The sequence below is a fragment of the Actinoplanes sp. NPDC023936 genome (genome assembly GCF_040639325.1).
GTDB lineage: Bacteria > Actinomycetota > Actinomycetes > Mycobacteriales > Micromonosporaceae > Actinoplanes.
In genome coordinates this window covers 102,820-128,966 of sequence record NZ_JBEZZR010000020.1, presented here as the reverse complement: position 1 = coordinate 128,966, position 26,147 = coordinate 102,820, and the positions used below count along the sequence as shown (strand labels likewise).

General features: G+C 71.0%; 25 protein-coding genes. 13 read left to right on the top strand and 12 right to left on the bottom strand.

What is annotated here, in order from left to right; all coding sequences use genetic code 11:
- Window positions 1–14 precede the first annotated feature (14 nt).
- Window positions 15–1,439: a hypothetical protein gene (locus AB0F72_RS24855; RefSeq protein WP_360435551.1), complete on the bottom strand. Its 1,425-nt coding sequence runs from the start codon at window positions 1,437–1,439 to the stop codon at window positions 15–17.
- A gap of 149 nt (window positions 1,440–1,588) precedes the next feature.
- On the opposite strand from AB0F72_RS24855, the gene AB0F72_RS24850 reads away from it, so the two are divergent.
- From AB0F72_RS24850 to AB0F72_RS24825, 6 genes are all read left to right on the top strand, one after another.
- Entirely contained in the window at window positions 1,589–1,930 is a 342-nt protein-coding gene (locus AB0F72_RS24850; RefSeq protein ID WP_360435549.1) for a PadR family transcriptional regulator, read from the top strand.
- Window positions 1,927–2,400, top strand: coding sequence for a hypothetical protein (locus tag AB0F72_RS24845; RefSeq protein ID WP_360435547.1), 474 nt, complete (start codon window positions 1,927–1,929; stop codon window positions 2,398–2,400). The genes AB0F72_RS24850 and AB0F72_RS24845 overlap by 4 nt, the downstream gene beginning before the upstream one ends.
- Window positions 2,401–2,549: 149 nt before the next feature.
- Window positions 2,550–3,758, top strand: a complete 1,209-nt coding sequence (locus AB0F72_RS24840; protein ID WP_360435545.1) for a monooxygenase — start codon at window positions 2,550–2,552, stop codon at window positions 3,756–3,758.
- A 31-nt stretch (window positions 3,759–3,789) separates the two neighbouring features.
- Window positions 3,790–4,746: a TIGR03885 family FMN-dependent LLM class oxidoreductase gene (locus AB0F72_RS24835; RefSeq protein WP_360435593.1), complete on the top strand. Its 957-nt coding sequence runs from the start codon at window positions 3,790–3,792 to the stop codon at window positions 4,744–4,746.
- Window positions 4,747–4,900: 154 nt separating this feature from the next.
- Complete coding sequence (locus AB0F72_RS24830; RefSeq protein WP_360435544.1) at window positions 4,901–5,899, top strand: aldo/keto reductase; 999 nt, start codon at window positions 4,901–4,903, stop codon at window positions 5,897–5,899.
- A gap of 11 nt (window positions 5,900–5,910) precedes the next feature.
- Window positions 5,911–6,735, top strand: coding sequence for a fumarylacetoacetate hydrolase family protein (locus AB0F72_RS24825; RefSeq protein WP_360435542.1), 825 nt, complete (start codon window positions 5,911–5,913; stop codon window positions 6,733–6,735).
- 1 nt (window position 6,736) lies between these two features.
- Here AB0F72_RS24825 and AB0F72_RS24820 read toward each other — a convergent pair whose 3' ends face one another.
- On the bottom strand, window positions 6,737–9,172 hold the full coding sequence (locus AB0F72_RS24820) for a glycosyl transferase (protein ID WP_360435540.1): 2,436 nt from the start codon (window positions 9,170–9,172) through the stop codon (window positions 6,737–6,739).
- A 159-nt stretch (window positions 9,173–9,331) separates the two neighbouring features.
- Between AB0F72_RS24820 and AB0F72_RS24815 the strand changes: the two genes are divergently transcribed.
- Window positions 9,332–9,829 carry a VOC family protein gene (locus tag AB0F72_RS24815; RefSeq protein WP_360435538.1) on the top strand — a complete coding sequence of 166 codons (498 nt, stop codon included), beginning with the start codon at window positions 9,332–9,334 and terminating at the stop codon, window positions 9,827–9,829.
- Here the strand turns inward: AB0F72_RS24815 and AB0F72_RS24810 are convergent.
- Window positions 9,826–11,151, bottom strand: a complete 1,326-nt coding sequence (locus AB0F72_RS24810; protein ID WP_360435536.1) for an SGNH/GDSL hydrolase family protein — start codon at window positions 11,149–11,151, stop codon at window positions 9,826–9,828. The two genes, AB0F72_RS24815 and AB0F72_RS24810, sit on opposite strands and share 4 nt — an antisense overlap.
- 123 nt (window positions 11,152–11,274) lie before the next feature.
- On the bottom strand, window positions 11,275–12,291 hold the full coding sequence (locus AB0F72_RS24805) for a 3,4-dioxygenase subunit beta (protein WP_360435535.1): 1,017 nt from the start codon (window positions 12,289–12,291) through the stop codon (window positions 11,275–11,277).
- Between the two features lie 206 nt (window positions 12,292–12,497).
- On the opposite strand from AB0F72_RS24805, the gene AB0F72_RS24800 reads away from it, so the two are divergent.
- On the top strand, window positions 12,498–12,875 hold the full coding sequence (locus AB0F72_RS24800; protein ID WP_360435533.1) for a hypothetical protein: 378 nt from the start codon (window positions 12,498–12,500) through the stop codon (window positions 12,873–12,875).
- 1,074 nt (window positions 12,876–13,949) lie between these two features.
- On the opposite strand, the gene AB0F72_RS24795 is transcribed toward AB0F72_RS24800, so the two are convergent.
- The 4 genes from AB0F72_RS24795 to AB0F72_RS24780 form a co-directional block, all read right to left on the bottom strand.
- The gene (locus tag AB0F72_RS24795; RefSeq protein ID WP_360435531.1) at window positions 13,950–16,106 is read right to left on the bottom strand and encodes a hypothetical protein; all 2,157 of its coding nucleotides are present in this window, start codon (window positions 16,104–16,106) and stop codon (window positions 13,950–13,952) included.
- Between the two features lie 164 nt (window positions 16,107–16,270).
- A complete protein-coding gene (locus AB0F72_RS24790; RefSeq protein WP_360435529.1) occupies window positions 16,271–17,065 on the bottom strand; it encodes a hypothetical protein in 795 nt (264 codons plus the stop codon).
- Window positions 17,066–17,200: 135 nt separating this feature from the next.
- A complete protein-coding gene (locus AB0F72_RS24785) occupies window positions 17,201–18,232 on the bottom strand; it encodes an LLM class F420-dependent oxidoreductase (RefSeq protein WP_360435528.1) in 1,032 nt (343 codons plus the stop codon).
- Between the two features lie 33 nt (window positions 18,233–18,265).
- The gene (locus AB0F72_RS24780) at window positions 18,266–19,348 is read right to left on the bottom strand and encodes an alcohol dehydrogenase catalytic domain-containing protein (protein ID WP_360435526.1); all 1,083 of its coding nucleotides are present in this window, start codon (window positions 19,346–19,348) and stop codon (window positions 18,266–18,268) included.
- A 90-nt stretch (window positions 19,349–19,438) separates the two neighbouring features.
- Between AB0F72_RS24780 and AB0F72_RS24775 the strand changes: the two genes are divergently transcribed.
- Window positions 19,439–20,026 carry a TetR/AcrR family transcriptional regulator gene (locus tag AB0F72_RS24775; protein WP_360435524.1) on the top strand — a complete coding sequence of 196 codons (588 nt, stop codon included), beginning with the start codon at window positions 19,439–19,441 and terminating at the stop codon, window positions 20,024–20,026.
- A gap of 18 nt (window positions 20,027–20,044) precedes the next feature.
- Here AB0F72_RS24775 and AB0F72_RS24770 read toward each other — a convergent pair whose 3' ends face one another.
- Window positions 20,045–20,359 carry a helix-turn-helix transcriptional regulator gene (locus AB0F72_RS24770; protein ID WP_360435522.1) on the bottom strand — a complete coding sequence of 105 codons (315 nt, stop codon included), beginning with the start codon at window positions 20,357–20,359 and terminating at the stop codon, window positions 20,045–20,047.
- Window positions 20,356–20,694 (bottom strand): type II toxin-antitoxin system RelE/ParE family toxin, encoded by a 339-nt coding sequence (locus AB0F72_RS24765; protein WP_360435520.1) that lies wholly within the window; start codon window positions 20,692–20,694, stop codon window positions 20,356–20,358. The genes AB0F72_RS24770 and AB0F72_RS24765 overlap by 4 nt, the downstream gene beginning before the upstream one ends.
- Before the next feature lie 153 nt (window positions 20,695–20,847).
- On the opposite strand from AB0F72_RS24765, the gene AB0F72_RS24760 reads away from it, so the two are divergent.
- The 4 genes from AB0F72_RS24760 to AB0F72_RS24745 are packed head-to-tail and all read left to right on the top strand — an operon-like array spanning window position 20,848 to window position 23,564.
- Window positions 20,848–21,600: a glucose 1-dehydrogenase gene (locus AB0F72_RS24760; RefSeq protein ID WP_360435518.1), complete on the top strand. Its 753-nt coding sequence runs from the start codon at window positions 20,848–20,850 to the stop codon at window positions 21,598–21,600.
- A gap of 1 nt (window position 21,601) precedes the next feature.
- Complete coding sequence (locus tag AB0F72_RS24755; RefSeq protein ID WP_360435516.1) at window positions 21,602–22,507, top strand: SDR family NAD(P)-dependent oxidoreductase; 906 nt, start codon at window positions 21,602–21,604, stop codon at window positions 22,505–22,507.
- A 20-nt stretch (window positions 22,508–22,527) separates the two neighbouring features.
- Window positions 22,528–22,959: a pyridoxamine 5'-phosphate oxidase family protein gene (locus tag AB0F72_RS24750; RefSeq protein WP_360435591.1), complete on the top strand. Its 432-nt coding sequence runs from the start codon at window positions 22,528–22,530 to the stop codon at window positions 22,957–22,959.
- An 11-nt stretch (window positions 22,960–22,970) separates the two neighbouring features.
- Window positions 22,971–23,564: a TetR/AcrR family transcriptional regulator gene (locus AB0F72_RS24745; RefSeq protein WP_360435514.1), complete on the top strand. Its 594-nt coding sequence runs from the start codon at window positions 22,971–22,973 to the stop codon at window positions 23,562–23,564.
- Here AB0F72_RS24745 and AB0F72_RS24740 read toward each other — a convergent pair.
- Together AB0F72_RS24740 and AB0F72_RS24735 are read right to left on the bottom strand one after the other, a co-directional pair.
- Entirely contained in the window at window positions 23,495–24,577 is a 1,083-nt protein-coding gene (locus tag AB0F72_RS24740; protein WP_360435512.1) for an MBL fold metallo-hydrolase, read from the bottom strand. The genes AB0F72_RS24745 and AB0F72_RS24740 overlap by 70 nt on opposite strands.
- 43 nt (window positions 24,578–24,620) lie before the next feature.
- Window positions 24,621–26,129 (bottom strand): aldehyde dehydrogenase family protein, encoded by a 1,509-nt coding sequence (locus tag AB0F72_RS24735; protein WP_360435510.1) that lies wholly within the window; start codon window positions 26,127–26,129, stop codon window positions 24,621–24,623.
- Window positions 26,130–26,147 lie beyond the last annotated feature (18 nt).

The window sequence follows — 26,147 nt, the reverse complement described above, 5'->3', positions numbered from 1 at the left end:
CGGGCCGCGGGGTGTCATGTCATGGGGAGGATTCGGGCGATCTTCACAGTGGTGCTCGAGCTGCCGGCGGCCGGGTACGCGACGCTGCCGTCGGCGTACCCCTTGAAGGCCTGGTAAGCGTGATCCTTGACCGCGACACGCACCGTGCCGCCGAGCGCCTTGCCGCTACCGGAGTCGAACGCCCGCACCGCCGTCGACGACCCCGACTGCCAGGCCAGCAGCATCCGCCCGCTGCCGTAGGCGACCAGATGCGGGTGCGCCGCCGACACCCCCGGCCGGATCGTGCTCGTCGACGTGCCGGTGGTGAACTTCTCCAGCCGCACCGAGCCGCCCTGGCTCCACGCCGCCCAGTACCCCTTGGTCGCCGCGAGCACCACGTCACCGTTGAACAGGCTGCCGTCGCACGTCCCGGCCGCGACGGTCCGGTACGGGTCCGGCTGTGCGATCCGGCACTCGTTGTCGGTGGCGCAGACCGTCACGAACTTCTTCGCCCGTGGATCCCAGACGATCCGTGACGTCCACGCGTGGCTGCACCCGACCTCGAACGCGTCAGTGTGCCCGCTGACCAGCTTGCCGTTCGCGTTCACCACCTGCATCCGGTCGCCCTGGTGCACGTCGACGCAGTCGCCGTTGCGCACGGTGATCGCGACGCCGAAGTAGGCCGCCCAGTTCTTGCCGTCGGTCGCGAGCCGGCCGTGGTGCTGGTACCACCAGATGAAGCGGGCGCCGTCGTCGTACCCCTGCCGTCCGCCGGTCAGGTTGGTGACCTGCCGCTCCCAGACCAGTTTGCCGGAGTTGTCGAACCGGACCATGTGCATGGTGTTGCACGGGCTGGACTCGCCACCGCAGAGCGGCCCGTCACCGCAGGCGCCCTTGCGGGTCAGCAGCAGGACGCCGCCGGTGGCGTCGGCGGCCACGTCCTGCAGGTCGATGCCGGTGAAGCTGGTGGGTGTGCCGGTCAGCTTGTCGTCGCAGCCGAGCCGGCCGAGGTTGACCTTGCCGTTGGTGCCCGTCCAGGCGATCCACGAGGTGCCGTCCGGGCGGGCCGCCAACGCCATCGGCAATTTGTCGGTGTCACCTTCGGCACCGTATCCGACGACCGCTTTCGGCAGTTTCACCTCGGTCACCTTCGCTTTCGGCGCGCGCCCGGCCGGGCGTGCGCATTTCCCGGACGTCGCGGCGGCGGAGGCGCCGGGACGCGCCGACGGGCCGGTGCCGGCTGGCGCGCCGGCGGCGGCGCTCGCGGCGGCACTCGCGCCCGGCGCGACGGAGCCGCCTGGCGACGCGTTCGCGCTGCTCACAGCGGCCGTAGCCGGGTCGGCCGAGGTGTCCGGGGAGACCGCGCCGGACGCCTGCGGGCCACTCGTCGAGCACGCTCCCAACGCCAGCAGGGCGATCGCCCCCGCGATCAGCCGGCGGCCGCGACCGTACGTTCGCATGTCTTTTCCTCGTCGTTTTAATTTTTGATTATGGGCGGCTTAAATTGCGCTTCGGTAATGGCCGTAAATGCGCACGCAGACCTTACCGATCACGCCGCCGAAAAGAAAACGGCTCGACGAACCCTTGCAGCGCAAGGTACCTTGTGGACGTGAGTGACGATGCGGCACTGACCACCGCCCTGCGCCGGGGCACCATCGAGTTCTGTGTGCTCGCCCTGCTCGACCAGCGCGAGCTCTACGGCGTCGAGCTGGTGCGGCAGCTCAGCGCCGGGCTGGGCATGACCACGAGCGAGGGCACGATGTACCCGTTGCTCTCCCGCCTGCGGCGGGCCGGCCGGATCGCCACCACCTGGCGTGAGGCTCCGGCCGGCCCGCCGCGGCGCTACTACACCCTCACCCCCGACGGCGAGGCCGCCCTCGCCCACTTCCGCACCGAGTGGGTCAGCTTCCGCACCGGCGTCGATCGCATCCTCGGAACGGAGCAGCCATGACCCAGACCGACAACCTCGTCGCCGACTATCTCGCACGGGTGGAGCGTGCCGCCGCCGGCCTGCGGCCGGACCGCCGGGAGGAGCTGCTGCGCGACCTGCGGGAGCACATCGCCATCGAGCGCGCCGAGAGCTCCGACGATTCCGAGACCCATTTGCGTACGGTCCTGGAGCGCCTCGGCGACCCGGAGGCCATCGCCGCGGCCGCCGACACACCCACCGGCAGCATCCCGGCCCCCGGCTTCGCCGCTCACGGCAGCCCGGCCACCGGCTATCCAGCCCCGGGCCATGCCGCTGCCCGGCCGGCGGCGACCCGGAAGGGGAACACCTGGGTCTGGGTGCTGGCCGGGTCGCTGGCCCTGCTCGTCCTGCTGCTCTGCGCCGTGGTCGCCCTCTTCCTGGGCCGCGGCGACAGCGGGCCGCCACCGCCGGCCGAAGCGCCCAGGCCGGTCGAGACCGCCTCCGTGAGATGATCGTTCGGCGGCCCGTCTCCGGACTTGTCACGGATCCGCCGCAGCGCCCGGGGAAACGGATACGCCGCAGCGCCCGGGGAACGGACACGCCGGCGCCGCCGCGATCGGGAGAATTGACGGGTCTCGCACTCGGCCCGGGGAGGCCCGTCATGAGATCCATCCGTCCCGCGCTCGCCGCCGCAGCGGCCGCCCTGCTGCTCGCCACGGCGGCGTGCGGCTCCGGCCCGGCCACGGAGCCCGCCGCCGCGCCACCGGCGGAATCCGCCGCCACACCGGCGACCGAGCCGGGCGCCGCGTCCGGCCCCGGATCGCACGCGGGGCACAGCGCCGGCGCAGCCGCGCCGCCGCCGGCGCCGCTGCGGCAGGGTGAGCGGTTCGTCGACGTCGGGCTGGCCACGCCGTACACCCCGGCCGCGCCGAACGGCGGCACCGACGAGTACCGGTGCTTCCTGGTCGACCCGCAGCTGACCGAGACCGCCTATCTGACCGGTAGCCGCTTCCTGCCGCAGAACGCGGCGATCGTGCACCACGCGATCTTCTACCGGGTCGACCCGAAGCAGGCCGGGGAGGCGGCGGAGGTGGACGCGGCGGACGGCCGCGAGGGCTGGACCTGCTTCGGCGACTCCGGGGTGCGGGGACAGACCGCGTGGGTGGCGCACTGGGCGCCCGGCGCCGGGGAGACGCTGATGCCGGACGGGTTCGGATTCGCGATGCCGCCGGGCAGCAAATTGATCATGCAGGTGCACTACAACCTGCTGAACACGACCGGCAGCGATCAGTCCGGCATGCGGATGCGGCTGGCCGGCGGTGACGCGGGGCTCACGCCGCTGGAGACGGCGCTGGCGCAGGCGCCGATCGAGCTGCCGTGCGAGCCCGGCGCCGGCGGCCCGCTCTGTGACCGGGAGACCGCGATCGCCGACGTGGCGAAACGGTTCGGCGCGGAATCGGCCGAGACGGTCCGGATGCTCAACCAGTGGTGCAACGGCGGGGCGGCGCCCAAGGCCGGCAACACCCAGCACTGCGACCAGCCGATCGGGCAGGCCGGCACGATCTACCTGGCGGCGGGACACATGCACCTGCTCGGCCGGTCGATCAAGATCGAGTTGAATCCGGGCACCCCGAGGGCGCGGACCGTCCTCGACGTTCCCGCCTACGACTTCGACAACCAGGCCCTCGTACCCCTGAAGCAGCCGATGACGGTCGCCCGGGGTGACGTGGCCCGGGTGACCTGCACCCACGACGCGCGGCTGCGCACGCGGCTGCCGCAGCTCACGACGCTGCCGCCGCGCTACGTGGTGTGGGGCGAGGGGACGAGCGACGAGATGTGCCTCGGCATCATGGTGATGGCGCCGGGTTAGGATCCGCCGCCGGAGTGGGTACATGAAAACCATGACCGAGTACGGCATCCACGCCTCCCACGAGCAGATTCCGCCCGGTGACCTCCTGCAGGCGGTGATCGCCGCTGAGCGCGCCGGCTTCGACGCGGCGATGTGCTCCGACCATTTCTCCCCATGGAGCGCCCGCCAGGGGCAGTCCGGTTTCGCCTGGTCCTGGCTTGGCGCCGCGTTGCAGGCCACCAACCTGTCGTTCGGCGTGGTGAACGCGCCGGGGCAGCGCTACCATCCGGCGATGATCGCGCAGGCGATCGGCACGCTCGGCTCGATGTATCCGGGGCGGTTCTGGGCCGCGCTCGGCAGCGGCGAGTTCAGCAACGAGCACATCACCGGTGACGCCTGGCCGCGCAAGGAGGTCCGCGACGCCCGGCTGCGGGAGTGCGTGGACGTCATCCGGGACCTGCTGGCCGGGGAGGAGGTGTCCCGGGACGGCCTGATCACCGTCGACCGGGCCCGGGTGTGGACCCGCCCGGAGACGCCGCCGCCGCTGATCGGCGCGGCGGTGAGCGTGGAGACGGCCCGGCGGTCCGCCGAGTGGGCAGACGGCCTGGTCACTGTCAACGCCCCGGAGGAGCGGCTCCGGGAGATGATCTCCGCGTACCGGGATGCGGGCGGCCGCGGCCCGATCTGCCTGCAGGTGCACCTGTCCTGGGCGCCGTCCGAGGCGGAGGCCGAGGAGATCGCCCACGACCAGTGGCGCAGCAACATCTTCACGCCGCCGGTCTGCTGGGACATGGCCACCGCCGAGGAGTTCGACGTGGTGTCGGCCGGGGTGACGGTCGACCAGGTGCGCCAGGTCGTGAACATCTCGGCGGATCTGGAGCGGCACGTCGAGTGGCTCCGCGGGTACGCGAAGCTCGGCTTCGAGCGCATCTACCTGCACCACGTCGGGCAGGATCTCGGTCCGTTCGTGGAGGCCTTCGGCGCGAAGGTGCTCCCCCGGCTGCGCTGACCAACCCGGCTGCGCTGAAGAAGCCGGCTGCGCTGAACCCGGCGATCCTGCTCCCGGCGACCCGATTTCTGGCGACCCTGAGCAATGGAGCGCGCACTCTGCGTCGGGAAAACGGCCCGAAATGGTTGACCCGGACATCGATCACCGTTAAACAATGCGGGTGGACCCGTTCGAGAATGTGGAACTCGGCGGCACCGGCGTCACGGTCACCCGGCTCGGCATGGGTCTGGCCCCGATCGGCGGGCTCTTCGCCCCGGTCGGCGACGAGGCGGCGGTCGCGGCAATCGACGAAGCGTGGCGGCTCGGTGTGCGATTCTTCGACACCGCGCCGCTGTACGGCGCCGGTCTCTCCGAACGGCGGGCCGGCGCCGCCCTGCGCAAACGGGAGCGGGCCAAGTACACCATCGCGACCAAGGCGGGACGGCGGATCACCGCAGGATCGTCCGTCCCGGAGCCCCGTGAGGTCACCGGCATGTGGGCCGAGACGGCCGGGCCGGGCGTCGCGTTCGACTTCTCTCGCGAGGGGATCCGTTCCTCGTACCGGGAAAGCCTGGAAAGGCTCGGCCTGGACCGGACCGATGTTCTTCACCTGCACGATCCGGATGACCACTATGCCGAGGCGGTGACGAGCGCGCTTCCGGAGCTCGCCGAGCTGCGCCGGGAGGGCGCCGTCGGAGCGATCTCGGCAGGCATGAACCAGTCCGCGATGCTGACCGATCTCGCCCGCACCGGGCTTCTCGACAGCGTCCTGCTGGCGGGCCGCTATTCGCTGCTCGACCAGTCCGGTCTCGCCGATCTGCTGCCGGAGTGCCGGCGCCGCGGCATCTCGGTGATCGTCGGCGGTGTCTACAACTCCGGGGTGCTCGCGGATCCCTGGCAGACGACGACATACGACTACCGGCCCGCGTCGTCGCGGGTGGTGGCCCGCGCCCGGGCGATGGCCCGGCTCTGCAACCGGCACGGCGTGCCGCTGCGCGCGGCCGCCCTGCAGTTCCCGCTCGCGCATCCGGCGGTCGCCGCGGTGCTGGTCGGGATGCGTTCGGCGGCGGAGGCCTCGGATGCGGTGGCGATGGCGCGGCTGCCGATCCCCGCCGCCCTGTGGCGCGATCTGTCCGATGCCTGGCTGTTGGACCCGGAAATCCCCGTCCCCTGATCGGAGCTGCCTTGCGATATCTACGGGTCGGCCCACCCGGCCACGAACGGCCGGTGCTCAGCGCCGGCGGAACCCTGTTCGACCTCTCCGGAGTGACCCCCGACATCGACGCCGCGTTCCTCGCCTCCGGCGGGTTCCGCGGCGACCCGGCGGACCTGCCGCCGGCGTTCGTGGACAGCAGCCGGATCGGCGCCCCCATCGCCCGTCCCGGTGCGGTCCTCGGCATCGGCCAGAACTACGCCGCGCACGTCACGGAGTCCGGCGGGACGCCGCCGGCCGAGCCGATCGTCTTCTACAAGGCGCCGAACACCGTGATCGGGCCGGAGGACGACGTCCTGCTGCCGCCCGGCTCGGCCCGCACCGACTGGGAGGCCGAGCTCGGCATCGTGATCGGCCGTACCGCCCGGTACCTGGACTCGCCCGAGCAGGCGCTGGAGCACATCGCCGGGTACGTGGTGTCCAACGACATCTCCGAGCGGGATTACCAGCTGCAGCGCTCCGGCGGCCAGTGGTCGAAGGGCAAGTCCTGCGAGACGTTCAACCCGCTCGGGCCGTGGCTGGTCACCCCGGACGAGCTCACCTTCCCGCTGCGCCTGCGCTCGTGGGTGAACAACGAGCCGCGGCAGGACTCCAGCACCGCCGACATGATCTTCGACGTGGCGTTCCTGATCTGGCACCTGTCGCATTTCACCGTGCTGGAACCCGGCGATCTGATCAACACCGGCACGCCGGAGGGGGTGGCGCTCTCCGGGCGGTTCCCCTACCTGAAGGCCGGCGACGTCGTGGAGATCGAGATCGCCGGCCTCGGCAGGCAGCGCAGCGTGGTGAAGGGGTGAGCTAGCCGCCGGTGCGGGCGGTCACCCGGACGACGGCGCCCGGCTCGGCCAGCGGGATGAGGTTCCCCTCGACGCGGGCGCCGTCGATCTCCAGGTGGGTGACGCGGCCGTTCTCCGGGACCGCGATCTGGTACGTCGCCCCGCGGAACCTGCGGCTCACCTCGAAACCCGTCCAGCCGGTGGGCAGCACGGGGTCGACCCGCAGACCGGTGAACTCGGGCCGGATGCCGAGGATCCACTGGGTGATCGCCACGAAGTTCCAGGCGGCGGTGCCGGAGAGCCAGGAGTTCTTGGCCTCGCCGTGCGTCGGCGCGTCCTTTCCGGCGATCATCTGGGCGTAGACGTACGGCTCGCAGCGGTGTACCTCGCTGATCGCCTCGCGCGCCGACGGGTTGAGCCGCCGGTAGTAGTCGAACGCGCGGTCGCCGTTGCCGGTCATCGCCTCGGCGATCATGATCCACGGGTTGGTGTGGCAGAAGATGCCGGCGTTCTCCTTGTATCCGGGCGGATACGACGAGATCTCACCGAGCTCGATGCGATAGCCCGAGTACGCGGGCTGCTGCAGCACGATCCCGTGCGGCGTGGCGAGCCGTTCCGCCACGCTGTCCAGGGCCTTCACCGCCAGGCCGTCGTCCAGGCCGACCCCGCCGAGCACACAGATGCCCTGCGGCTCGATGAAGATCTGCCCCTCGTCGTTCTCGCCCGAGCCGATCACGTTGCCGTGGAAGTCGTACGCCCGGCGGAACCAGGCGCCGTCCCAGCCGTGCTCGGCGACAGTGCCGGCCATCTTCTCGGCGGCCGCCCGGTACTTCTCGCCGTCCGTGCCGTGCAGGGCCGCGATCCCGGCCATCTCCTTCGCGGCGAGCACGAACAGCCCGCCGATGAACACCGACTCGGCGACCCCGCCGTGTGCGTTCTCGGTGGTCTGGAACGGCTCGCCCGGGGTGTCGGAGAAGCAGTTCAGGTTGAGGCAGTCGTTCCAGTCGGCCCGGCCGATCAGCGGCAGCCCGTGCGGGCCGAGCCGGTCCAGGGTGTACTGCAACGACCGGCGCAGGTGCTCGAAGAGCGGCACCTCGCTGCCCGGCGCGTTGTCGAACGGCACCGGCTGATCGAGGAAAGCCGTGTCGCCGGTCTCCTTCAGGTACGCGCCGACGCCGAGGACCAGCCACAGCGGGTCGTCGTTGAAGCCCTCGCCGATGTCGTTGTTGCCGCGCTTGGTGAGCGGCTGGTACTGGTGGTAGGCCCCGCCGGTCTCCTTCTGGGTCGCCGCGATGTCCAGGATCCGCTGCCGGGCGCGCTCCGGGACCATGTGCACGAAACCGAGCAGGTCCTGGTTGGAGTCGCGGAACCCCATGCCGCGGCCGATGCCGGACTCGTAGAGCGAGGCGGACCGGCTCATGTTGAAGGTGACCAGACATTGGTACGCGTTCCAGATGTTCACCATCCGGTCGGTGTCGCCGTCCGGGGTCCGCACCTGAATCTTCTCCAGCAGGTCGTCCCAGTACGCGCGCAGATCGGCGAATCCCCGATCGACCGTCTCCGGCCGCAGCCACCGCTCGATCACCGGCGTGACCGAGGTCTTGTTCAGTGTCTGCGAGCCGGGCGGGTCGAACTTGGCGTCCTTCGGGTTCTCCGCGTAGCCCAGCACGAAGTTCACTTCGCGGGTCTCGCCGGGCGCGAGGGTGAGCCGGACATGGTGGCTGCCGATCGGCTGCCAGCCGTGCGCGATCGAGTCGCCGGCCGCGCCGTTCTCGACGGCCGCCGGACGGTCGTATCCCCGGTAGGCGCCGAGGAACGAGTCCCGCGACGTGTCGAATCCGGCGATCTCCTCGGAACAGGCGAAGTAGGCGAAGTGGTCGCGCCGCTCCCGGTACTCGGTCTTGTGATAGATCACGCCGCCGGCCACCTCGACCTGGCCGATCGAGTAGTTGCGCTGGAAGTTCGTGGCGTCGTCCTGGGCGTCCCAGAGGCAGAACTCCACCGACGAGAAGAGGGACAGCTCGGCCGTGGTGTCCCGGTCGTTCGTCACCCGGACCCGCCACACCTCGAGGGTCTCCCCCAGCGGCGCGAAGTAGAGGGTCTCGGCGCGGATCCCGCCCCGGCTTGAGGCGATCTTCGTGTAGGACAGGCCGTGCCGGCACTCGTACCCGGTCAGTTCCCGCTCCGGGGTGGGCTGCCAGGAGGGTGACCAGTAGTCGCCGGTCTCGTCGTCACGGACGTAGACGTAGCGTCCGCCGACGTCCAGTGGAGCGTTGTTGTACCGGTACCGGGTGAGCCGGCGCAGTTTGGCGTCGCGATAGAACGAGTACCCACCGGCGGTGTTGGAAATGATGCCGAAGTAGGCATCGGTGCCGAGGTAATTGATCCACGGCAATGGGGTGTCCGGCCGGTCGATCACGTATTCGCGCTGGTCGTCGTCGAAGTGCCCGTAACGCAACAGGTCCTCCTGCGGAGTCAGGATGGGAGCTGTGGGAGCGCTCCCAGCCGGGTCATTTTACCGTGCTGTAACCCTCCGGAGAACGCGTCGCATCGATAACGGTCACGGACCCGCGGGAAACCTTCCGCCCACCGGCCCGGGCAGGGCAAGCTCGTACCCATGAGCGACACCGACCTCGCGAAGCTCGAAGCGGATCGCCACCGCATCCGCGACGCCTACCTGCGCCCGGCGGCCGACCGGCCCGCCTCCACCGCCCGCGGGCTGCACCACACCGCGCTGATCAGCGGTGACGTCGAGCGCACCGTCCGGTTCTACCAGGATCTGCTCGGCTTCCCGCTCACCGAGCTGATCGAGAACCGCGACTACCCCGGCTCGTCACACTTCTTCTTCGACATCGGCAACGGCAACCTGCTGGCCTTCTTCGACCTGCCCGGGCTCGGCCTCGGCCCGTACGCGGAGGTCCTCGGCGGCCTGCACCACATGGCCATCTCGGTCGACCCGGCCCGCTGGGACACCCTCGTCGCCCGGCTCGCCGAGGCCGGGGTGGAGCACGCCGTCCACAGCGGCGTCTCGGTCTACTTCCAGGACCCCGACGGGGCCCGCATCGAGCTGATCGCGGACCCCCTCGGCGAGATGTACGGCACGAAGGTCCTCTAGAAGGCGGGCACGGCGGCGGCGCTGCGGGTGAAGAGCCGCAGCGGGATCGCCTCGGCCATCGCCTGCATCCCGGCGTCGTTCGGGTGCAGGTGATCGCCGCTGTCGTACGCCGGCAGCATGCGCAGCGGCTGAGCCGGATCCCGCACCGCCCGGTCGAAGTCGATCACCGCGTCCCACTCCCCGCTGGACCGGATCCACGCGTTCACCGCCTGGCGCTTCGCCTCGTTGGCGGCGCTGTAGTACCCGGGAATCGTGGTGTCCGCGAACGGCGTCAGCGTCGCGCCGTAGATCAGCAGGCCGCGCTCGTGCGCCCGGGCGATCATCTGCCGGTACCCGCCGATCAACTCCTCGACGCTCACCGTCTCGGAGACCGGCGACGTCGAGCCGGGCTGGCCGATGTCGTTGATCCCGAGCAGCACCACCACGTACCGGACGCCCGGCTGCGCGGCCACGTCTCGATCGAACCGGCTCAGCGCGCTGTCACCGAAAAGCGGGCCGATCCCGGCGAACGGCGTGTCCGGCAGCGTGTTGCCGTCGTGCAGGATCCGGTTGCCGCCGATGCCCTTGTTCAGCACGCCGAGGTGTCGCGACGACCGGTCGGCCTGCAGCCGGCGCGCCAGGAAGTCCGGCCAGCGGTGATTGGCGTCGACGGTGGTGATCGCGCCGTCGGTGATCGAGTCGCCGAACGCCACCACGGCGCCGGACCGGGCCGGACCTGTCACGCTCACCCCGGACAGGAAGTGCCAGGACGTCGTCTCGGTCGCCCCGCTGAGCGCGGCCGCCCGGGTGACGTTGCCGGCCGCGACGAAGTTGCGCTGGAACGCCGAGCCGTGCACCGTCGACGCGGGTGTGCGGCCGGGCAGATAGATGCTGATCACCAGGTCGGAGAGCGCCGGAACGGAGAGCCGCACCGTGTCGCTGAGCGCCGGCGCGCCGGGCGGGATCGAGATCGATCCCCGGCCGCCGAACCGCAGCGGGCGGTCGGAGCCGGGCACGATCTCCGAGCCGGTGGCCCCGGCCGGACGACGGGCCACCCGGGCCTCGCCGACCACGAGCGGCTCGGTGCCGTACTCGTTCGACAGCCGGACCCGCAGCTCGCTGCCGGCGGTGCTGACGTGCACGATCTGCCGCAGCGTCTGATCCTGGAAGACCGTCGCGGGCTGCGGCGGCAGCGCGGCACCGGTCACCGCTGTGCTCCAGGTGCCCACCCAGGCTGAGCCGCCACCGCCCGCCCCGCCACCGCCACCGCCGGCGTCCGCCGGGCCGGTGAAGGCCGCCGTCGTGACCACCGCCGCAACGAGCAGGGTGCTGAGCCGCCGCATCGAACCCACCTCCAAGACGTGGATGACCACTCGTCAGAGGATCGTTTTCAGCGACAATTGTCAATACGTCAGCGCCGCGCGGAGTCGGCTCCGCGCGGCGCTGCGATGGTCGGAAACGGACGGTCAGACCGCCGGCGGCGCACCGCTCGGCGGCGTCCCCGCACCGCCCGGAGCCCCGGACGGCGGCGTGCCACCCGGGCCGCCACCACCCGGAGCCCCCGACGGCGGAGTCCCGCCACCATCCGGCCCGCCACCGTCCGGCCCGCCGCCACCGGCCGGAGCCGCGCCCGCGACAGGCGTCGTCCGGGTGTCCACGCCCACCGACAGGAACACCGCGTAACCGCTGCTCACGTCGCCGGTCACGGTACCCAGCTGGCTCGCGCCGCTGTCGTCGCCGAACACGTTGTCGCTGTCCAGCGTGACCTGCGCCAGGTTCGTGACCGACGCCTCGTACCCGGCCTGCTGGTAGACCGTCTCGCAGGTGTCCTTCGGCAGCGCCACCTGCGAGGTCGCGATCGCCTTCGCCGAGTCGGTGATGTCCGCCTGGCTCGGGTAGACCTCGAAGTGGACGTGCGGCCACCGGCCGGTGTAGCAGGCCGGGAAGATGCTGGTGAACGTGACCTTCCCGGAGTCGTCGGCGATCTGCACGCCGCGCAGGTAGTTCTCCTCGGTGAGGCCGTCGGAGTACATCGAGTACCCGCCGGCCCGGTCACAGTGCCACACGTAGACGGCCGCCCCGGCGAACGCCGCACCGCCGTTGGCCAGGTCCTTGACCTGCAGTTCGAGGGTCATCGGTACGCCCTCCGCCGTAGTCGTGGAATCACCGAAGCTGGAGCGGATGTCGCTGCGGACGACCCCGCTCTGCTCCAGCACGTCCGGCCCGTTCGACCCGTCGCCGGGATACGGACCGGCGGTCTCGTCCGGGATCTCCCCGGCCGAGGCGCTCGACGACGACGCCGGCGAGGCGGAATCCGACGACTCGGTGCCGCACGCCGCGAGCCCGAGGGCGGCCGCGCCGACGCCGAACGCGCGCAGGACCTGCCGGCGGCCCAGCAGAGTGCCGAGGTCGAAGCCGAGCCCCTGGTCGAACACCTCCTCGTCCGGATTCGGAAGGCGGCGCCCCTGATACGTTGAACTCACGTTTCCTCCGCAATGTGCCGATTGCTTGGCACCATGCAAACAGCGGAGCCTATGAATGTCCTGTGCCGCCCGTGTCCGACCGGCATGAGCGCGGGCGCAGCTTTCCTCCAGGAAACCCCATTACGCTCCGACCTGCGAGCCCCGGACACGCCTGCGACGGCGGGTGAAAGGCTGCGAAGAACCTGGCACGAACGGGGAGAGACCGGATGAGGCGACAGCGTTACCTGAGCTGGCTGCTGCCCATGAGCATCCTCGCCCTGACCCTCGGCGTCGTCGGCGGCATCGCCTGGCTGACGAGCCGCCTCATCGACGCCGACGAGATCGGCGACGGGCACATCACGGCCGGCCGCCCCTGCACCGCGACGGTCCGATCAGTCACGGTCACCAACGTGACGTTCGACAACGACAACGTCTACCAGGTCGACCTGCACGTGCAGCCCGACGACGGCTCACCCGGTTACGACGCGACAGTGCGCAAGGCGCTCACCTCGGCGCAGGCCGCGGTGGTCCGCCCCGGCGCCACGTTCCGCTGCGTCACCGACCACGACGACCCCACGCACATCGAAGTCGTCTGGATCGAATAGCGACGATCAGAAGAGCAGGCCTGCGTACGCGTTGAGCGCCGGCTGCCCACGAGGTGCGCGTAGAGCACCGTGGAATCCCGTACACCCCGGCGTGGTACCGCTTTTCCTCCAGGCAACCCCACACCGTGTGAAGTTCGGGTCCGCTCCGCACCACAACTCCCCACGCAGCCGGCGCCCCGCGCAGCGTGTGAAGTTCGGGCCCGCTCCGCACCACAACTCCCCACGCAGCCGGCGCCCCGCGCAGCGTGTGAAGTTCGGGTCCAATCCGCACCACAACTCCCCACGCAGCCGGCTCCCCGCGCAGCGTGTGAAGTTCGGGTCCAATCCGCACCACAACTCCCCACGCAGCCGGCGCCCCGCGCAGCGTGTGAAGTTCGGGCGCGGAGCGGACCCGAACTCAACACGCCCGACAGCACGGGGAGCCGGCTGGTCCGGCTGGTGGTCAGTGCTGCTGAAGCACCCTCTGGACAGCACCGGGAGCCAGCTCATCCCGGCCAGCTGGCTAGCAGTGCTCTCACACGCTGGCAGGGCAACGCTGAGCGCCAGCCGACCTTCGGCGCTCCACGATCTACCACCAAGCGAGGCCCGCGAAGCGCCGAAACTCCCCACGATGGGCCGACGTCCGCACGGAGCGTGTGGAATTCGGGCACGCGGCACCGTTCGGCGCGGTGGCCGCCACTCAGCGAGCGGCATCCGGGATAGAGACGGCACTTCGCGGAAAGCCGCAGACGTGGGAGGCCCCGCAGAATGCCGCACACCCCGTAGCGCTCCCCGTAGACAGTCACCCATCGTGACGCGGGCTGGGTTCGATGAGCCGCCCGGACGTAGACCCGGCGACTCCTTCACCCAGCGGGCGACGGGGCGATCCGGGTGACCAACTTAAGTTGAGTGGCATTGCCCGATGACGGGCCCTGACTACGCGCACCGGCTCACCCGCGTGGCTGCCGTTCCCGGCTCAAAGGTGGGACCCCGCTCAGGGCGGGACCGCCGCTCCGGTGCGCCGGGCATGACCGCGGCCTCCGCAGCTCCCGGCGTCCTAGGAATCTAGGTTGAATGCCCGGAAACCGCCGTGGCTCAGAGGAGGTCGGCGAGCAGCTTCTCGGGGCGCAGCACGTCATAGGTGCGGCCCTCCCCCGTACCGAAAGTGATCGTCGCCTTTGCCGGGTCGTCGACAAGCGTCGCGCCGCGGGAGAACACATGGGTCAGCGCCAGCGCCGCGATGTTCACCTTCGTCCGGCGGCGGGCCGCGACCGCCGCCACCAGCAGCGCCACGTCCTGGCTGTCCTTCTCCACCCGGGCGCGCGGCGGCGCGTTCAGGTAGACGTCGACATAGAGGACCTCGCCGCTCTCCAGGTCGAGCAGCATCGGCACGGCATACCGCTTACGCCCGGTCAGCGGGAACGCGTTCGCCACCGTGGCCGGGTCGAACACCCGGTTGCGGCTCGTCGCGTCGGTGCGCAGCATCCATCCGGTGTACGCCTCGGCGAGCGCCTCGAACGTCGGCCCGGCATAGCGGAAGATCACCGGCACCAGGTAGCGCCATCCCCGCTTGCGACCTATTTTGATCGCCTTGGCCAGGTCGATGTCGAGGAACTCCTCGGCGCCGTTCTCCGCCGACGTGAGGTCGCCGGAGTGCGTCATCACCCCGTTGCCGAGGTTCGTCCAGGAGACCTGGTCGACGATCCGGAACCGCTCGTCCAGCGCCACGCACGACAGGTCGAGGTCGCTGCGCTCGCCGGCCTCACGCCAGTGCACGAACAGCCGCACCACCGCGGCGTCACCGACCGGCAGCCGGCTGCCGCGTTCCACCTGGATCAGGCCCTGCGCGGTGGCACGCAGCTGGTCCGGCAGCAGCAGGCGGTCCAGGCCCGGCTCGATCCAGACGGTCTCGGCGGACCAGTCACCCTTCGCCGCGATCCGCGCGTCCACCGCGCTGTCGATCGCGGCCAGCAGCGCCGCGCGGAAGTCCTTCGGCACGGCGAGGTGGCCCGGCTCCCGCACGATCGGCAGCGACGAGCCGTCCTTGCCGAAGACCACGCGGGGGTACGTGCGGCCGTTGTCAGCGAGCTGTGCCCGGGCAGCCAGCAGCACCCGCAGCGGGATCCGCTCGCCGGCCTCGGCGATCGCGCCGACCAGCGCGGCCCGCTCGTCGTCGCCGCCCGCGAGGGCGGCCAGCCGGCGCAGGCCCCGGCCGAGCAGGCCGGGCGCCTCGGCAGCGGCGAGGCGCACCGCGGCGGTGTGGTCGCGGGCGAGCGTCCGCTCGAACCGGGACGGGAACGCCGTGTAGTCGTGGCGGGTCTCCCGCAGCAGCGCGAACGTGTCACGCACCCGAGGCGCGCGGAACTCGCCGACGTGCAGGCCCCGGTCGATCGCCAGCCACAGGCCGCGCCGGCGGAAGACGTCGCCGAGCCGGTCGCTCGCCTCAAGCATGTTGATCACGATGCGGCGGTCGGCGCGGGACAGGCGCGGGAACCTGATCGGCCCGGCGAGGCTGATGTCGCCACCGGTCAGCGCCGCGAACAGGCGCAGCAGGTCGTCCGGCGTGGCGCCGGTGTACGGCAGGCGCCGGCGGTCAAGCGTCCAGAGCAGCTCGAACAGCAGCGTGCGGTTCTCCCGGAACCGGACGTCGGCGATCTCGATGCCGTCCACCCCGAGCAGGTTCACCAGCACGCCGAGGTCGCTGCGCACGTCCTCGCGCAGCGACGCCGCGCTGGTGAAGCAGTCCCGCATCCAGGCGGTCAGCCGCTCCTCCAGCTCCGGCCGGCCGACCAGGCGCACGGTGATCCACTCGATCCGGCTGTCGCGGGGCAGCATCGCCTGCGCGCGCCGGTCGGCGGCGGAACGGGCCTCGTCCTGCGGGATCGAGGAGGCCGGCCACCAGTCGAAACGGCTGAAGTCCAGAGCCCGCTCCCAGTCGTCGTCGCCGGTGAGAAGGCGGACCCGCGCCATCACGAACCGGAACGCCGCGTCGTCGTACTGCGGCAGCCGCTCCGGGAAACCACGGAACAGCGGCGCGTACGTACCCTTGTCGCCGCGCTTGGCCCGGATGTGCGCGATCAGCTCGCGGTGCGGCCCGGCCAGGCCGTCGGTGATCTCCTCCGGGTTGGCGAACCGCACGCCGGCGTGCGCGAACTCGGCGAGCAGCGGCGCGGACACGGCGGGCGTGGCGACACACCTCGGCGTCACGACCAGTCCCAGGCGGTCGAATCCGATACGTTCCAGCGCATCCATGTGCACCCCCGCTCGCCACAGAATTGAAATCGGCGCCGCGATGCGACGCCGACAATGAGGAGAGTGCCCGGGCTTTTTCATTAAAAGTGAGTGGCGAAGTATGCCCGGGCTAGGCCTCTGCTCCAGAGCCTACGGAAGCGATCACCACGGAGCATCTCAATATTTCAGAGGACCTTGTCGATCTTGTGCAGGGCGCGCTTCGTGAACTTCTTCAGGTCGCCGCGCTCGGGCTCCTCCGCGCCGACCAGTGTCACGGTCAGATAGACCTCGTCGACCGCGACGACGGACATCTTGCCGGGTACGGCGATCTCCACCGCACCGTCCTTCACCGTGGCCACGAAGTCGATCGCCTGCGAGTCGTCACCCAGCTTCGGGAACTTCGTCAGCGGCGACATCGTCATCGTCAGCGACGTGGTCCGGATCGTGGGACAGCGCTTCAGCATCTCCCGGGTGTCCTCGACGAGTGTGCGAGCCCGCTTGCTGCCGGTGCCCGCGATGGTCTCGAGGAGCATCGATCCTTCGGCGTCCTTGAGGAAGGCCGCGTACTCAAGGCTCACCTCGTCCCCGGACCGGCCGCCGACCGGCGGCTTCCCCTTCACCGGCGACGGGCCGGCCGGATCGGGCTTGCCCTTCGGCGGCTCGACCACGTCCTTGAGCGGCGGCGACTCCGGAACCGTGCACGGATCCCCACCCTTCATGCCCGGCTCCAGCATCCCCGGCAGCGCGTCGTCCATCAGCTCCCCGTCGAAGGCCGCCCACCCCTTTCCCAGATCCTTCTCGGTCAGCAGCGCCTCGGCGAGTTGCGCCACCACCGGCTCCGGCGGTGGCGGCACCGCGACGGACGGCGCCGGCGCGGCAGCCGCGGGGCTCACCATCGGCACGGCCACCGGCGCGGCGAGACCGGCGGCGAGCGACGCGGCCACGGCAACCCGTTTCGTCAGGTTCTTCGGAATTCTCATGGGGCTCACCCTAAGCGGGCGTTTCCCGGCATTCCGGAGAATCCGCAGGCTCATGGCGGGCGCACAGGGAACCGACACGATCGGCTCGACGCCCTGGTGGAAGACGGCGTCGGACATGATCGACGGGGGTTTCTTCTAAGCCAGGAGGGAGCGCAGCGCCGCGACGTCCTTCACCCGCTCGGCCCGGGTGGCGGCCAGTGGCGACACCAGCAGCGTCGTCACCCCGGCGGCTTCCAGCTCGTCGAGGCGGCGCCGCACGTCGTCCGGGCACCCCACCAGCGACGTGGCCGCGACGAGATCGTCCGGCACCGCGGCCGCGGCCTCCGCCTTCCGTCCGCTCAGGAACAAATCCTGGATCAGCGAGGCCTCGCGCGGGTACCCGTACCGTTTGATCAGATCGTTGGAGAAGTTGCGCCCCCGGGCGCCCATCCCGCCGAGGTAGAGCGCGAGCTGCGCCCGATGCGCGCTGAGCAGCGCGGGTGTCGCTTCCGCGAGAGCAAAGGGTACGGGCACCGAGACGTCCAGCGGACCCAGCGCGGGATCACGCCTCGCGAGTCCGTCGGCGAGCGCGTCGCCGAACACCCGGCGGGCGGCGCGCGGATCGAAGAAGAGCGCCTGCCACCCCTCGGCGATCTCCGCGGCCAGCGCCACGTTGCGCGGTCCCATCGCGGCCAGCAGCACCGGGATCCGTGACCGCACCGGCCGGTTGATCAGCTTGAGCGGCTTCCCGTACTCCCCCGGCAGCGGCACCCGGTAGTGGTCGCCCTCGAAGACCAGCGTCTCGCGCCGCCACACCCTGCGACAGATTTCCACAGCCTCCCTGGTACGGGCTATCGGAGCGTTATACCGCACCCCGTGGAACCCCTCGATCACCTGTGGACCTGACGCGCCGAGTCCGAGCGCGAACCGGCCGCCGGAGACATAGTCGATGCCGGCCGCGGTCATCGCCGTGAGCGTCGGGGTGCGCGTGAAGAGCTGCATCACCCCGGAGGCGAGCCCCATCCGCCGTGTCCGGGCCGCGAGGAAGCCCAGCTGACTGACCGCGTCGAAGCTGTACGCCTCGGGAACCACGACCAGCTCGGCCCCGGCCTCCTCGCAGTCGCAGACCTCGTCGACCGCGTCGGCGAATCCCTGACCGCTGTAGCCGATCTGGATGCCCAGTCGCATCAGGAATCCCGGCGCATCAGTGAGCCCGGCGCATCAGTCGTGCACGATCACTTGGCGGATCAGTTCGCCGCTGCCGAGCGACGCCAGCGCGTCACCGACCTGATCGAGCCGGATCCGCCGGCTGATCATGCCCTCGATGTCGAGCCGGCCGGCTCGCCACAGCGCCAGCAGCCGCCCGAAGTCACGGGGCGGGTCCGCCGACCCGTACAGCGAAGGAATGATCGTCTTTCCCTCGAAGAGCAGCTCGAACGGGCTGAACTCGATGAACTGGTCGGCCCGCCCGGCACCGACCACGACCACGGATCCGCCCCGGCGGCAGGCCGTCCACGCGGTGCGCAGGGTTTGCGGCACGGCCACCACGTCGAACGCGTAGTCGAACCCCTCGCCGCCGGTGACCTCGGTGGACAGGTCGCCGAGCTGGTCCGGATCGCAGCTGTGGGTGGCGCCGAACCGCCGGGCCGTCTCGTGCCGGGCCGCCACCGTGTCCACCGCGACGATCACGGCCGCGCCGGCCACCCGGGCGCCCTGCACCGCGGCGATGCCGACACCCCCGCACCCGATCACCACGACCGTGTCGCCGGGCCGCACCCGCGCCGTGTTGATCACCGCGCCCACGCCGGTCGTGACACCGCAGCCGATCAGGGCGGCCACCTCGTAGGGCACGTCGTCGCCGATCCGCACGGCGCCGGCCCGGGGCACCACCATCTCCTCGGCGAACGCGCCGCAGCCGGCCATCCCGAAGATCGGCAGGTCGCCGGCGGTGAAGCGGGGCATCACGTAGCCGGCCATCACGTGCGTCATGCACAGATAGGTCTCGCCACGCCGGCAGTGCGCACACGTGCCGCAGGCGGGCAGCCAGTTCACCGCCACCCGGTCGCCGGGCGTCAGGTCGTCCACCCCGTCGCCCACCTCGATGACGTCGCCGGCCGCCTCGTGGCCGAGCACCGCCGGCACCGGTTGTGGCAGCGCGCCGTTCAGCGCGGACAGGTCGGAGTGGCAGACGCCGGAGGCGCGCACCCGCAGGCGCACCTCGCCGGGGCCGGGCCCGAGGACCGCCACGTCGTCCCGGATGTCGAGTTTCTCGTCCCCGATCGTGTGCAGAACCGCCGCGCGCATCCCGGCACCCCCTCGAAAATTAGAACGCGTTCTACGCTAGTCATGCGAGGTGCACCAAGCAAGCGTTTGGGTGGCACGCATAATGGCCCGGTGACGACTCCGAGAAATTCCGAGCGGCGGACGCACCTGGTCCAGCTCGCCGGTGACCTGTTCGCCGAGAAGGGCTTCCGGGCCACCACCGTCCGGGAGATCGCGGACGCGGCGGGCATCCTCTCCGGCAGCCTCTACCACCACTTCGACTCCAAGGAGTCGATCGGCGACGAGCTGCTCAGCGCATTCCTCGACGACGTCCTGGCCGGCTACCGCGCGGCGGCCACCGAGCCGGACCCGCGCACCGCAATCGAACAGATCGTGCGGTCCAGCACCGCCACGCTGAGCCGGCACCGGGCGGCGCTGACCATGCTGCAGAACGACTGGACGTACTTCAGCGCCCAGCCCCGCTTCGCCTACCTGCGAACCGCCATGAAGGAGATCGAGCAGACCTGGATCGACCAGCTGGACCGCGGCAGGCAGACCGGCCTCTTCCGAGCCGACCTGGACACCCGCCTCACCTACCGGCTGCTCCGCGACATCCTCTGGATCCCCACGTCGTGGGCCCAGTCCAAGAACGCCTGGACCGACGAGCAGATCGTCGACGGCCTGCTCCGCCTGTTGTTCGACGGCATCACCGCCCGCTGACCGCCGGCCGGCGCCGCCTCAGGCGATCTGCCGCAGGTCGTTGCCGTAGTCGAAGATGATCCGCATCCGGGCGCCCAGCGCCCGCGCGTATCGGCTCAGCGTGGCCACCTCGTTGACGTCGAGGTCGCCGTTCTCGATCTGACTGACCCGCCCCGGGGAGACACCCATAAGTTCGGCGACCTGGCGCTGCGTCAAGCCGAGCCGCTTACGCTCCTCGGCCAGGTGAAACGCGCTGACCCACGCCTCGGTCCGAGCCCGTTCGACCGCCAGAGCATCGTCGTTCCCGTCGTGCAGCTCCGCACGGAGGTCATCCCAGTCATGGAACTCGCTCATGAGTTCTCCCTCCGTTTCGTCTCCACAGCAAGCCAACCGCCATATGCCGCTTCGGCGAGCGGAATCGCTGTCTTATACCACCGGGCCCAGGCACCGGCCTTGTTCCCGGCCACCAGCAACACCGCTTGTGACCATGGGTCGAACACGAACAATATGCGAATCGCGACGTCGCGGCCGGATCGAGGCCGCAACTCCTTGAGGTTGCCGATACTCGACCGCTGCAAGGTGTCGACCAACGGACGCCCAAGACCGGGCCCCGTCTCAGCGAGCATGTCGAGGGCGACGTTCACTGATCGGTAGGCCTCGGGATCCGACTGGCGCAGCGCTCGCACCACTCGCGGACGTCCCCGGTGGTCTTGATCGACCAGCGGCGCGGCGAACCTTCCGGCATGGACACGACTATAGCTCGGACTAAACAATCGCGCCTTGACTGCCGGGCTAGGGTGAGGAACCAAGCAAGCGTTTGGTTCTCACCCGCGGGAGGCGCGATGGGGCGGCTCGACGGCAAGGTCGCGCTGATCACCGGTGGGGCCCGGGGCATGGGGAAGGCGCATGCCCGGCACTTCACCGCCGAGGGCGCGCGCGTCGTGATCGGTGACGTGCTGGAGGAGAAGGGGCGGCGGGTCGCCGAGGAGGTCGGTGGCGTGTTCGTGCGGCACGACGTGACGAGCGCCGATGACTGGGCGGCTGCGGTCGACGCCGCGACCAGCGCGTACGGCGGGGTCGACGTGCTGGTGAACAACGCCGGGATCCTGCGGCACGCGCCGGTCGCCGAGATGGACCCGGAGGAGTTCCGGCACGTCCTCGACGTGAACCTGGTCGGCTCCTGGCTCGGCATCCGGCAGGTCGTCCCGGTGATGCGTGCCGCCGGTGGCGGCTCGATCGTCAACATCTCGTCGATCGAGGGGATCGCCGGGGCGGCCGGGCTGGCCGCGTACAGCGCCAGCAAGTTCGGTGTGCGCGGGCTGACCCGGTCGGCCGCGCAGGAGCTCGGGCCGTTCGGCATCCGGGTCAACTCGGTGCACCCGGGCGGCGTGATGACGTCGATGGCGCTGGCTGCCGCGCAGACCATGGCCGGTGTGGACGGCAGCGGGTTCCTCAAGGCGCTGCCGATCGCCCGCTTCGCCGAGCCGGTGGAGATCTCCCGGCTGGTCGCGTTCCTCGCGTCGGACGACTCCTCCTACACGACCGGCGCCGAGTTCCTGGCGGACGGCGGGTTGCTGAGCGGGCCGGGTTACTGAGATGACCACCAGGACAGCCATCGTGACGGGCGCCGGCCAGGGGCTCGGTGCGGCCGAGGCGACAGCGCTGGCGGCCGCGGGCTACCGGGTCGTGCTCAACGACCTGCCGGGAGCGGCGCTGGACGAGACCGTGCAGCGGATCCGGGACGCCGCGGGCGAGGCGGTGGCCTGTCCCGGCGACGTCGCCGAGTGGTCGACCGCCGAGGCCCTCGTGACGACCGCCGTCGAGCGGTTCGGCGGGCTGGACGTGCTGGTCAACAACGCCGGAGTGCTCCGCGACCGGATGGTCTTCGCGATGAGCGAGCAGGAGTGGGACACGGTGATCCGGGTGCACCTGCGCGGGCACTTCGTGACGACCCGGCTCGCCACCGCGTACTGGAGGGACAAATCCAAGAAGGACGGGCTTCCCGCGTACGCTCGAATCGTCAACACCGCATCGGAAGCCTTTCTTCTCGGCTCGGCGGGGCAGGCCAACTACGCGGCTGCCAAGGGCGGGATCGTCGCTCTCACGCTGGCCACCGCGCGGGGGTGCGCCCGCTACGGCGTGCGGGCGAACGTCATCTGCCCCCGCGCACGCACCGCGATGACGAGCGACCTGATGGGCCCGCCGCCGGGCGGTCCCGACCCGCTCGACCCGCAGCACGTGACCCCGCTGGTGCTGCACCTGGCCGGTCCGGCCGGTGAGCGGATCACCGGCGAGGTGTTCGTGGTGCACGGCGACGTGGTCGCGGTGCTCGGGCCGCCGACCGTGCGGGCCAGTTTTCACGCCGCGACCGGCGACTGGACGGCGCACGAGCTGGACGCCGCGCTCAGCACGGTCTTCACGGCGGACCCGCCGGAACCGGGCTTCGTGTGCGCTGAGACATTACCGTTGGCCGATACGACCTTCGGTGAGGAGTCCCGGTGAAGCAGCGCGAGACGGTGACGATGAGCGACGACGAGGTGACCGGGCTTCTGTCGTCCGCGCGGAAGATGCAGCTCGCCACGATCAATCCGGACGGAACCCCGCACCTCGTGACGATGTTCTTCGGGCTGGCCGGCGGCGGCGAGATCGCCTTCTGGACCTACCGGTCGTCGCAGAAAGCGCTGAACCTGGCCCGCGATCAGCGGGTGACATATCTGGTGGAGGACGGCGAGGACTACTTCGAGCTGCGCGGCGTGCAGGTGGCCGGGGTGGTGCGCCGGATCGACGACCTGGCCGGGGTGACCGAGGTGGGCAAGCTGATCGCGGCCCGGATGCCGGATGTGCCGCGGGACGCGCTCGACGCGTACGTCGCGCACGCGGCCCGCAAGCGTGCCGCCTACGTCGTGGAGCCGCGCCGGGTCGTCAGCTGGGACCACCGCAAGCTGCTCGACTAATCTGATCTCCGATGTCTGCTGGAACCCAGGCCGGGCGGCCGCGCGACCCCGAGGTCGACGAGCGGATCACCCGGGCCGCCGCCGAGCTGTTCGGCGCGCACGGCTGGTCGGGCTTCTCGGTGGACGCGGTGGCCCGGCGCGCCGGCGTCGGCAAGGCGTCGATCTATCTGCGTTGGCCGAACAAGGAGGCGCTGCTGGTCGCGGCCCTGGCCGGCCGGCTGTCCGGGGTGAAGGACATCGACACCGGGTCGGTCCGCGACGACCTGGTGGCGCTGGCCCGCCAGGTGCTGAACGCGTTCCTCGGCGAGGACGGGGGCGCGCTGCTGCGGCTGACCGTCGAGGCGGCGAGCGTCCCGGCCGGTCAGGAGCACCTGGACCGCTTCCTGCAGTCGCAGGCCACGGCGGCGCGCGCGATCGTGCGGCGCGGCATCGAGCGCGGCCAGCTCGGCCCGGACACCAGCGTGACCCTGCTGCTCGACACGATCAGCGGGGGCGCGCTCAACCACGCCCTCGTCGCGCCGGCCCGGCTGCGCGATCAGGTGGCGGCCGGCGCCGACAGGTACGCCGAGGAGCTCGTCGACTTCGTGCTGAGATCAGTGACCTGAGGGCTGACATCGGTGACCTGAGGGCTGACATCGGTGGTCTGAGGGCTCAGCTCGGTGACGTGACCGTCCGCTGACCGGCTCAGCCGCCCGGCGGACACCAGCAGCTCCACGTGCGCCGCGGTCTCCGCCACCGCGCCGACCTTCATCGGCCCGATCCGCTCCCACGGCCGGGACCAGGTCAGCGCCGCGGCCACCGCCCAGATCGTCGGCGCGCCGAGCCGCCGCACCGTCGCCACGATCTCCTCGCACCGCTCGTGGTGGTGCGCGGTCAGCGCGGCACAGCGGTCAGCGATCCCCCGGAACCGGTGCTCGTGGCCGGGCAGCGCCTCGCAGTCGTCGTAGGCCGACACCTTGGCGAGCGAGTCCAGGTACTGCCCCAGCGGGTCGGACCCGCTGAGCGTCAGACCGATGTTGGGACTGATCCGCGGCAGCACGTGGTCGCCGGTGAGCAGCAGCTGCGCGTCCGGCTCCAGCAGGCAGAGGTGGCCCGGGGTGTGGCCGGGCGTCCAGATCGCCCGGAGGGTGCGGCCGGGCAGCGGGACCGTGTCGCCGTCCTCGAGCAGCACGTCGGCGTCGGCGAACCCGGCGAAGTGCCTGTCCGCCTCGCTGCCGAACGTGCTGAGCAGCACGCCGGCCTCGGCCTCCGGCACGTTCAGGGCGCGCATCCAGCCGCCGAGGGCGCGGCTCGGCGCGGTCTCCCGGTTGCGCAGCATCGACGCCTGCTCGGCGGGGTGCATGGCCACCCAGGCGCCGGACGCGTCCCGCAGCCGGGCGGTCAGCCCGTGATGGTCCGGGTGGACGTGGGTGAGCACCACACCTGTCACATCGGCGGGGGTGGCGCCGGCGAATTCCAGCCCGGCGACGAGGGCGTCCCAGCCCGCGTCGCTGTCCCAGCCCGGGTCGACGACGACCAGGCCGTGGTCGCCGGGGATCAGGTACGACAGCGTGTAGCGCAGCGGGTTGTCCGGGATCGGGACGGCCACCGACACGAGCCCACCGGGCAGCTTCTCCACGTCAACCCACCTTCCTAGACGACTGTCGTCTAGGAACGTGAGGTTACATCATCTCGTCGGTCGTCGGGATCAGCACGGTCTTGAGCTCGGTGTACGCCTCGATCGACGTGCGGCCACCCTCCCGGCCCAGCCCGGACTGCCCGAAGCCGCCGAAGGCCACGTGCGGCTCCAGCTGGTACCCGTTGACCCCGACGGTTCCGGCGCGCACTGCCTTGACCAGCCGCATCGCCCGCTTCACGTCACTGGTCCAGACCGTGGCGGCCAGCCCGTACGTCGTGTCGTTCGCCAGGCGCACCGCCTCCTCCTCGTCGGTGAACGGCACCACCGCCAGCACCGGACCGAAGATCTCCTCCCGGGCGATCGTGGCGTCGTTGCTGACGTCGGCGAAGACCGTCGGCATCACGAAGTTGCCGGCCGCCAGCTCGCCGTCCGGCCGCCCGCCGCCGACCACGAGCCGGGCGCCCTCGGCCTTTCCCCGCTCGATGTAGCCGAGGACCCGGTTCATCTGCCGCTCGTTGATCAGTGGAGAGGCCGTGGTCTCCGGGTGGAACGGGTCGCCGTAGTTGACGAGCGCGGCCATCCCCTCGGCGACCGCCAGGAAGTCGTCGTAGACATCGCGGTGGACCAGCGCGCGGGTGTGCGCCACGCACGCCTGACCGGAGAGGCCCAATGTCACCGTGCCCATCGTGGTGGCGGCGGCCGCGTAGACGTCGGCGTCCGCGAAGACCAGCGACGGGCTCTTGCCGCCGAGCTCCAGGCTGGTCCGTTTCACCCCGGTCGCCGCGGCGGCGAGCACCCGCTGCCCGACGGCCCGGCTGCCGGTGAACGTGATCTTGTCGACGAGCGGGTGGTTGATCAGCGCGTCGCCGGTCGGCTCGCCGGGCCCGGTCACCACGTTGAGCACACCCTCCGGCAGCCCGGCCGCCTCGACGATCCGGGCCAGGCGCAGGGCGGCGAACGTCGCGTACTCACTCGGCTTGAGCACCACGGTGCAGCCGGTCGCCAGGGCCGGGGCGAGTTTCTGCGCGGCCAGCAGCAGCGGGCCGTTCCACGGGATGATCGCGGCGACCACCCCGACCGGCTCCCGCAGGGTGAGCACCAGGTGGTCGCCGCCCTGATAGCCGGGGAGCGTCTCGCCGCCGAGCTTGTCGACCCAGCCGGCGTGGTGCTCGAAGACGTCGGCCACACACTCGATCGACATGGCGTAGGTCTCGCCGAAGCTGATCGGCACTCCGTTGTCGAGGGACTGCGTCGCCTGCAGGGCGGTGGCGTCGGCGCGGATCGCGTCGGCGATCCGGCGGAGCACCCGGATGCGCTCCTTCGCCCGGGTACGCGGCCACGGCCCCTCGTCGAAAGCCCGGCGCGCCGCCCGCACCGCGGCGTCCACGTCGCCCGCGGTGGCGACCGCGAACGCGCCGACCTCCTCACCGGTGGCCGGATGCGGGTGCACCCAGGTGCGCCCGTCGGCGGCCGGGCGCCAGGCGCCGCCGATGAGCAACTCACCCGTGGAGATGCCGAGCTCGTCGCGCTTGGACTTGATCGAGAGGACCACCGCGCACCTCCAACTAGA

Coding starts and splice junctions, on each gene's coding strand:
- AB0F72_RS24855 (WP_360435551.1), bottom strand. CDS start 1,439: ATGCGAACGTACGGTCGCGGCCGCCGGCTGATCGCGGGGGCGATCGCC.
- AB0F72_RS24845 (WP_360435547.1), top strand. CDS start 1,927: ATGACCCAGACCGACAACCTCGTCGCCGACTATCTCGCACGGGTGGAG.
- AB0F72_RS24840 (WP_360435545.1), top strand. CDS start 2,550: ATGAGATCCATCCGTCCCGCGCTCGCCGCCGCAGCGGCCGCCCTGCTG.
- AB0F72_RS24835 (WP_360435593.1), top strand. CDS start 3,790: ATGACCGAGTACGGCATCCACGCCTCCCACGAGCAGATTCCGCCCGGT.
- AB0F72_RS24830 (WP_360435544.1), top strand. CDS start 4,901: ATGCGGGTGGACCCGTTCGAGAATGTGGAACTCGGCGGCACCGGCGTC.
- AB0F72_RS24815 (WP_360435538.1), top strand. CDS start 9,332: ATGAGCGACACCGACCTCGCGAAGCTCGAAGCGGATCGCCACCGCATC.
- AB0F72_RS24810 (WP_360435536.1), bottom strand. CDS start 11,151: ATGCGGCGGCTCAGCACCCTGCTCGTTGCGGCGGTGGTCACGACGGCG.
- AB0F72_RS24800 (WP_360435533.1), top strand. CDS start 12,498: ATGAGGCGACAGCGTTACCTGAGCTGGCTGCTGCCCATGAGCATCCTC.
- AB0F72_RS24795 (WP_360435531.1), bottom strand. CDS start 16,106: ATGGATGCGCTGGAACGTATCGGATTCGACCGCCTGGGACTGGTCGTG.
- AB0F72_RS24790 (WP_360435529.1), bottom strand. CDS start 17,065: ATGAGAATTCCGAAGAACCTGACGAAACGGGTTGCCGTGGCCGCGTCG.
- AB0F72_RS24785 (WP_360435528.1), bottom strand. CDS start 18,232: ATGCGACTGGGCATCCAGATCGGCTACAGCGGTCAGGGATTCGCCGAC.
- AB0F72_RS24780 (WP_360435526.1), bottom strand. CDS start 19,348: ATGCGCGCGGCGGTTCTGCACACGATCGGGGACGAGAAACTCGACATC.
- AB0F72_RS24770 (WP_360435522.1), bottom strand. CDS start 20,359: ATGAGCGAGTTCCATGACTGGGATGACCTCCGTGCGGAGCTGCACGAC.
- AB0F72_RS24760 (WP_360435518.1), top strand. CDS start 20,848: ATGGGGCGGCTCGACGGCAAGGTCGCGCTGATCACCGGTGGGGCCCGG.
- AB0F72_RS24755 (WP_360435516.1), top strand. CDS start 21,602: ATGACCACCAGGACAGCCATCGTGACGGGCGCCGGCCAGGGGCTCGGT.
- AB0F72_RS24750 (WP_360435591.1), top strand. CDS start 22,528: ATGAGCGACGACGAGGTGACCGGGCTTCTGTCGTCCGCGCGGAAGATG.
- AB0F72_RS24745 (WP_360435514.1), top strand. CDS start 22,971: ATGTCTGCTGGAACCCAGGCCGGGCGGCCGCGCGACCCCGAGGTCGAC.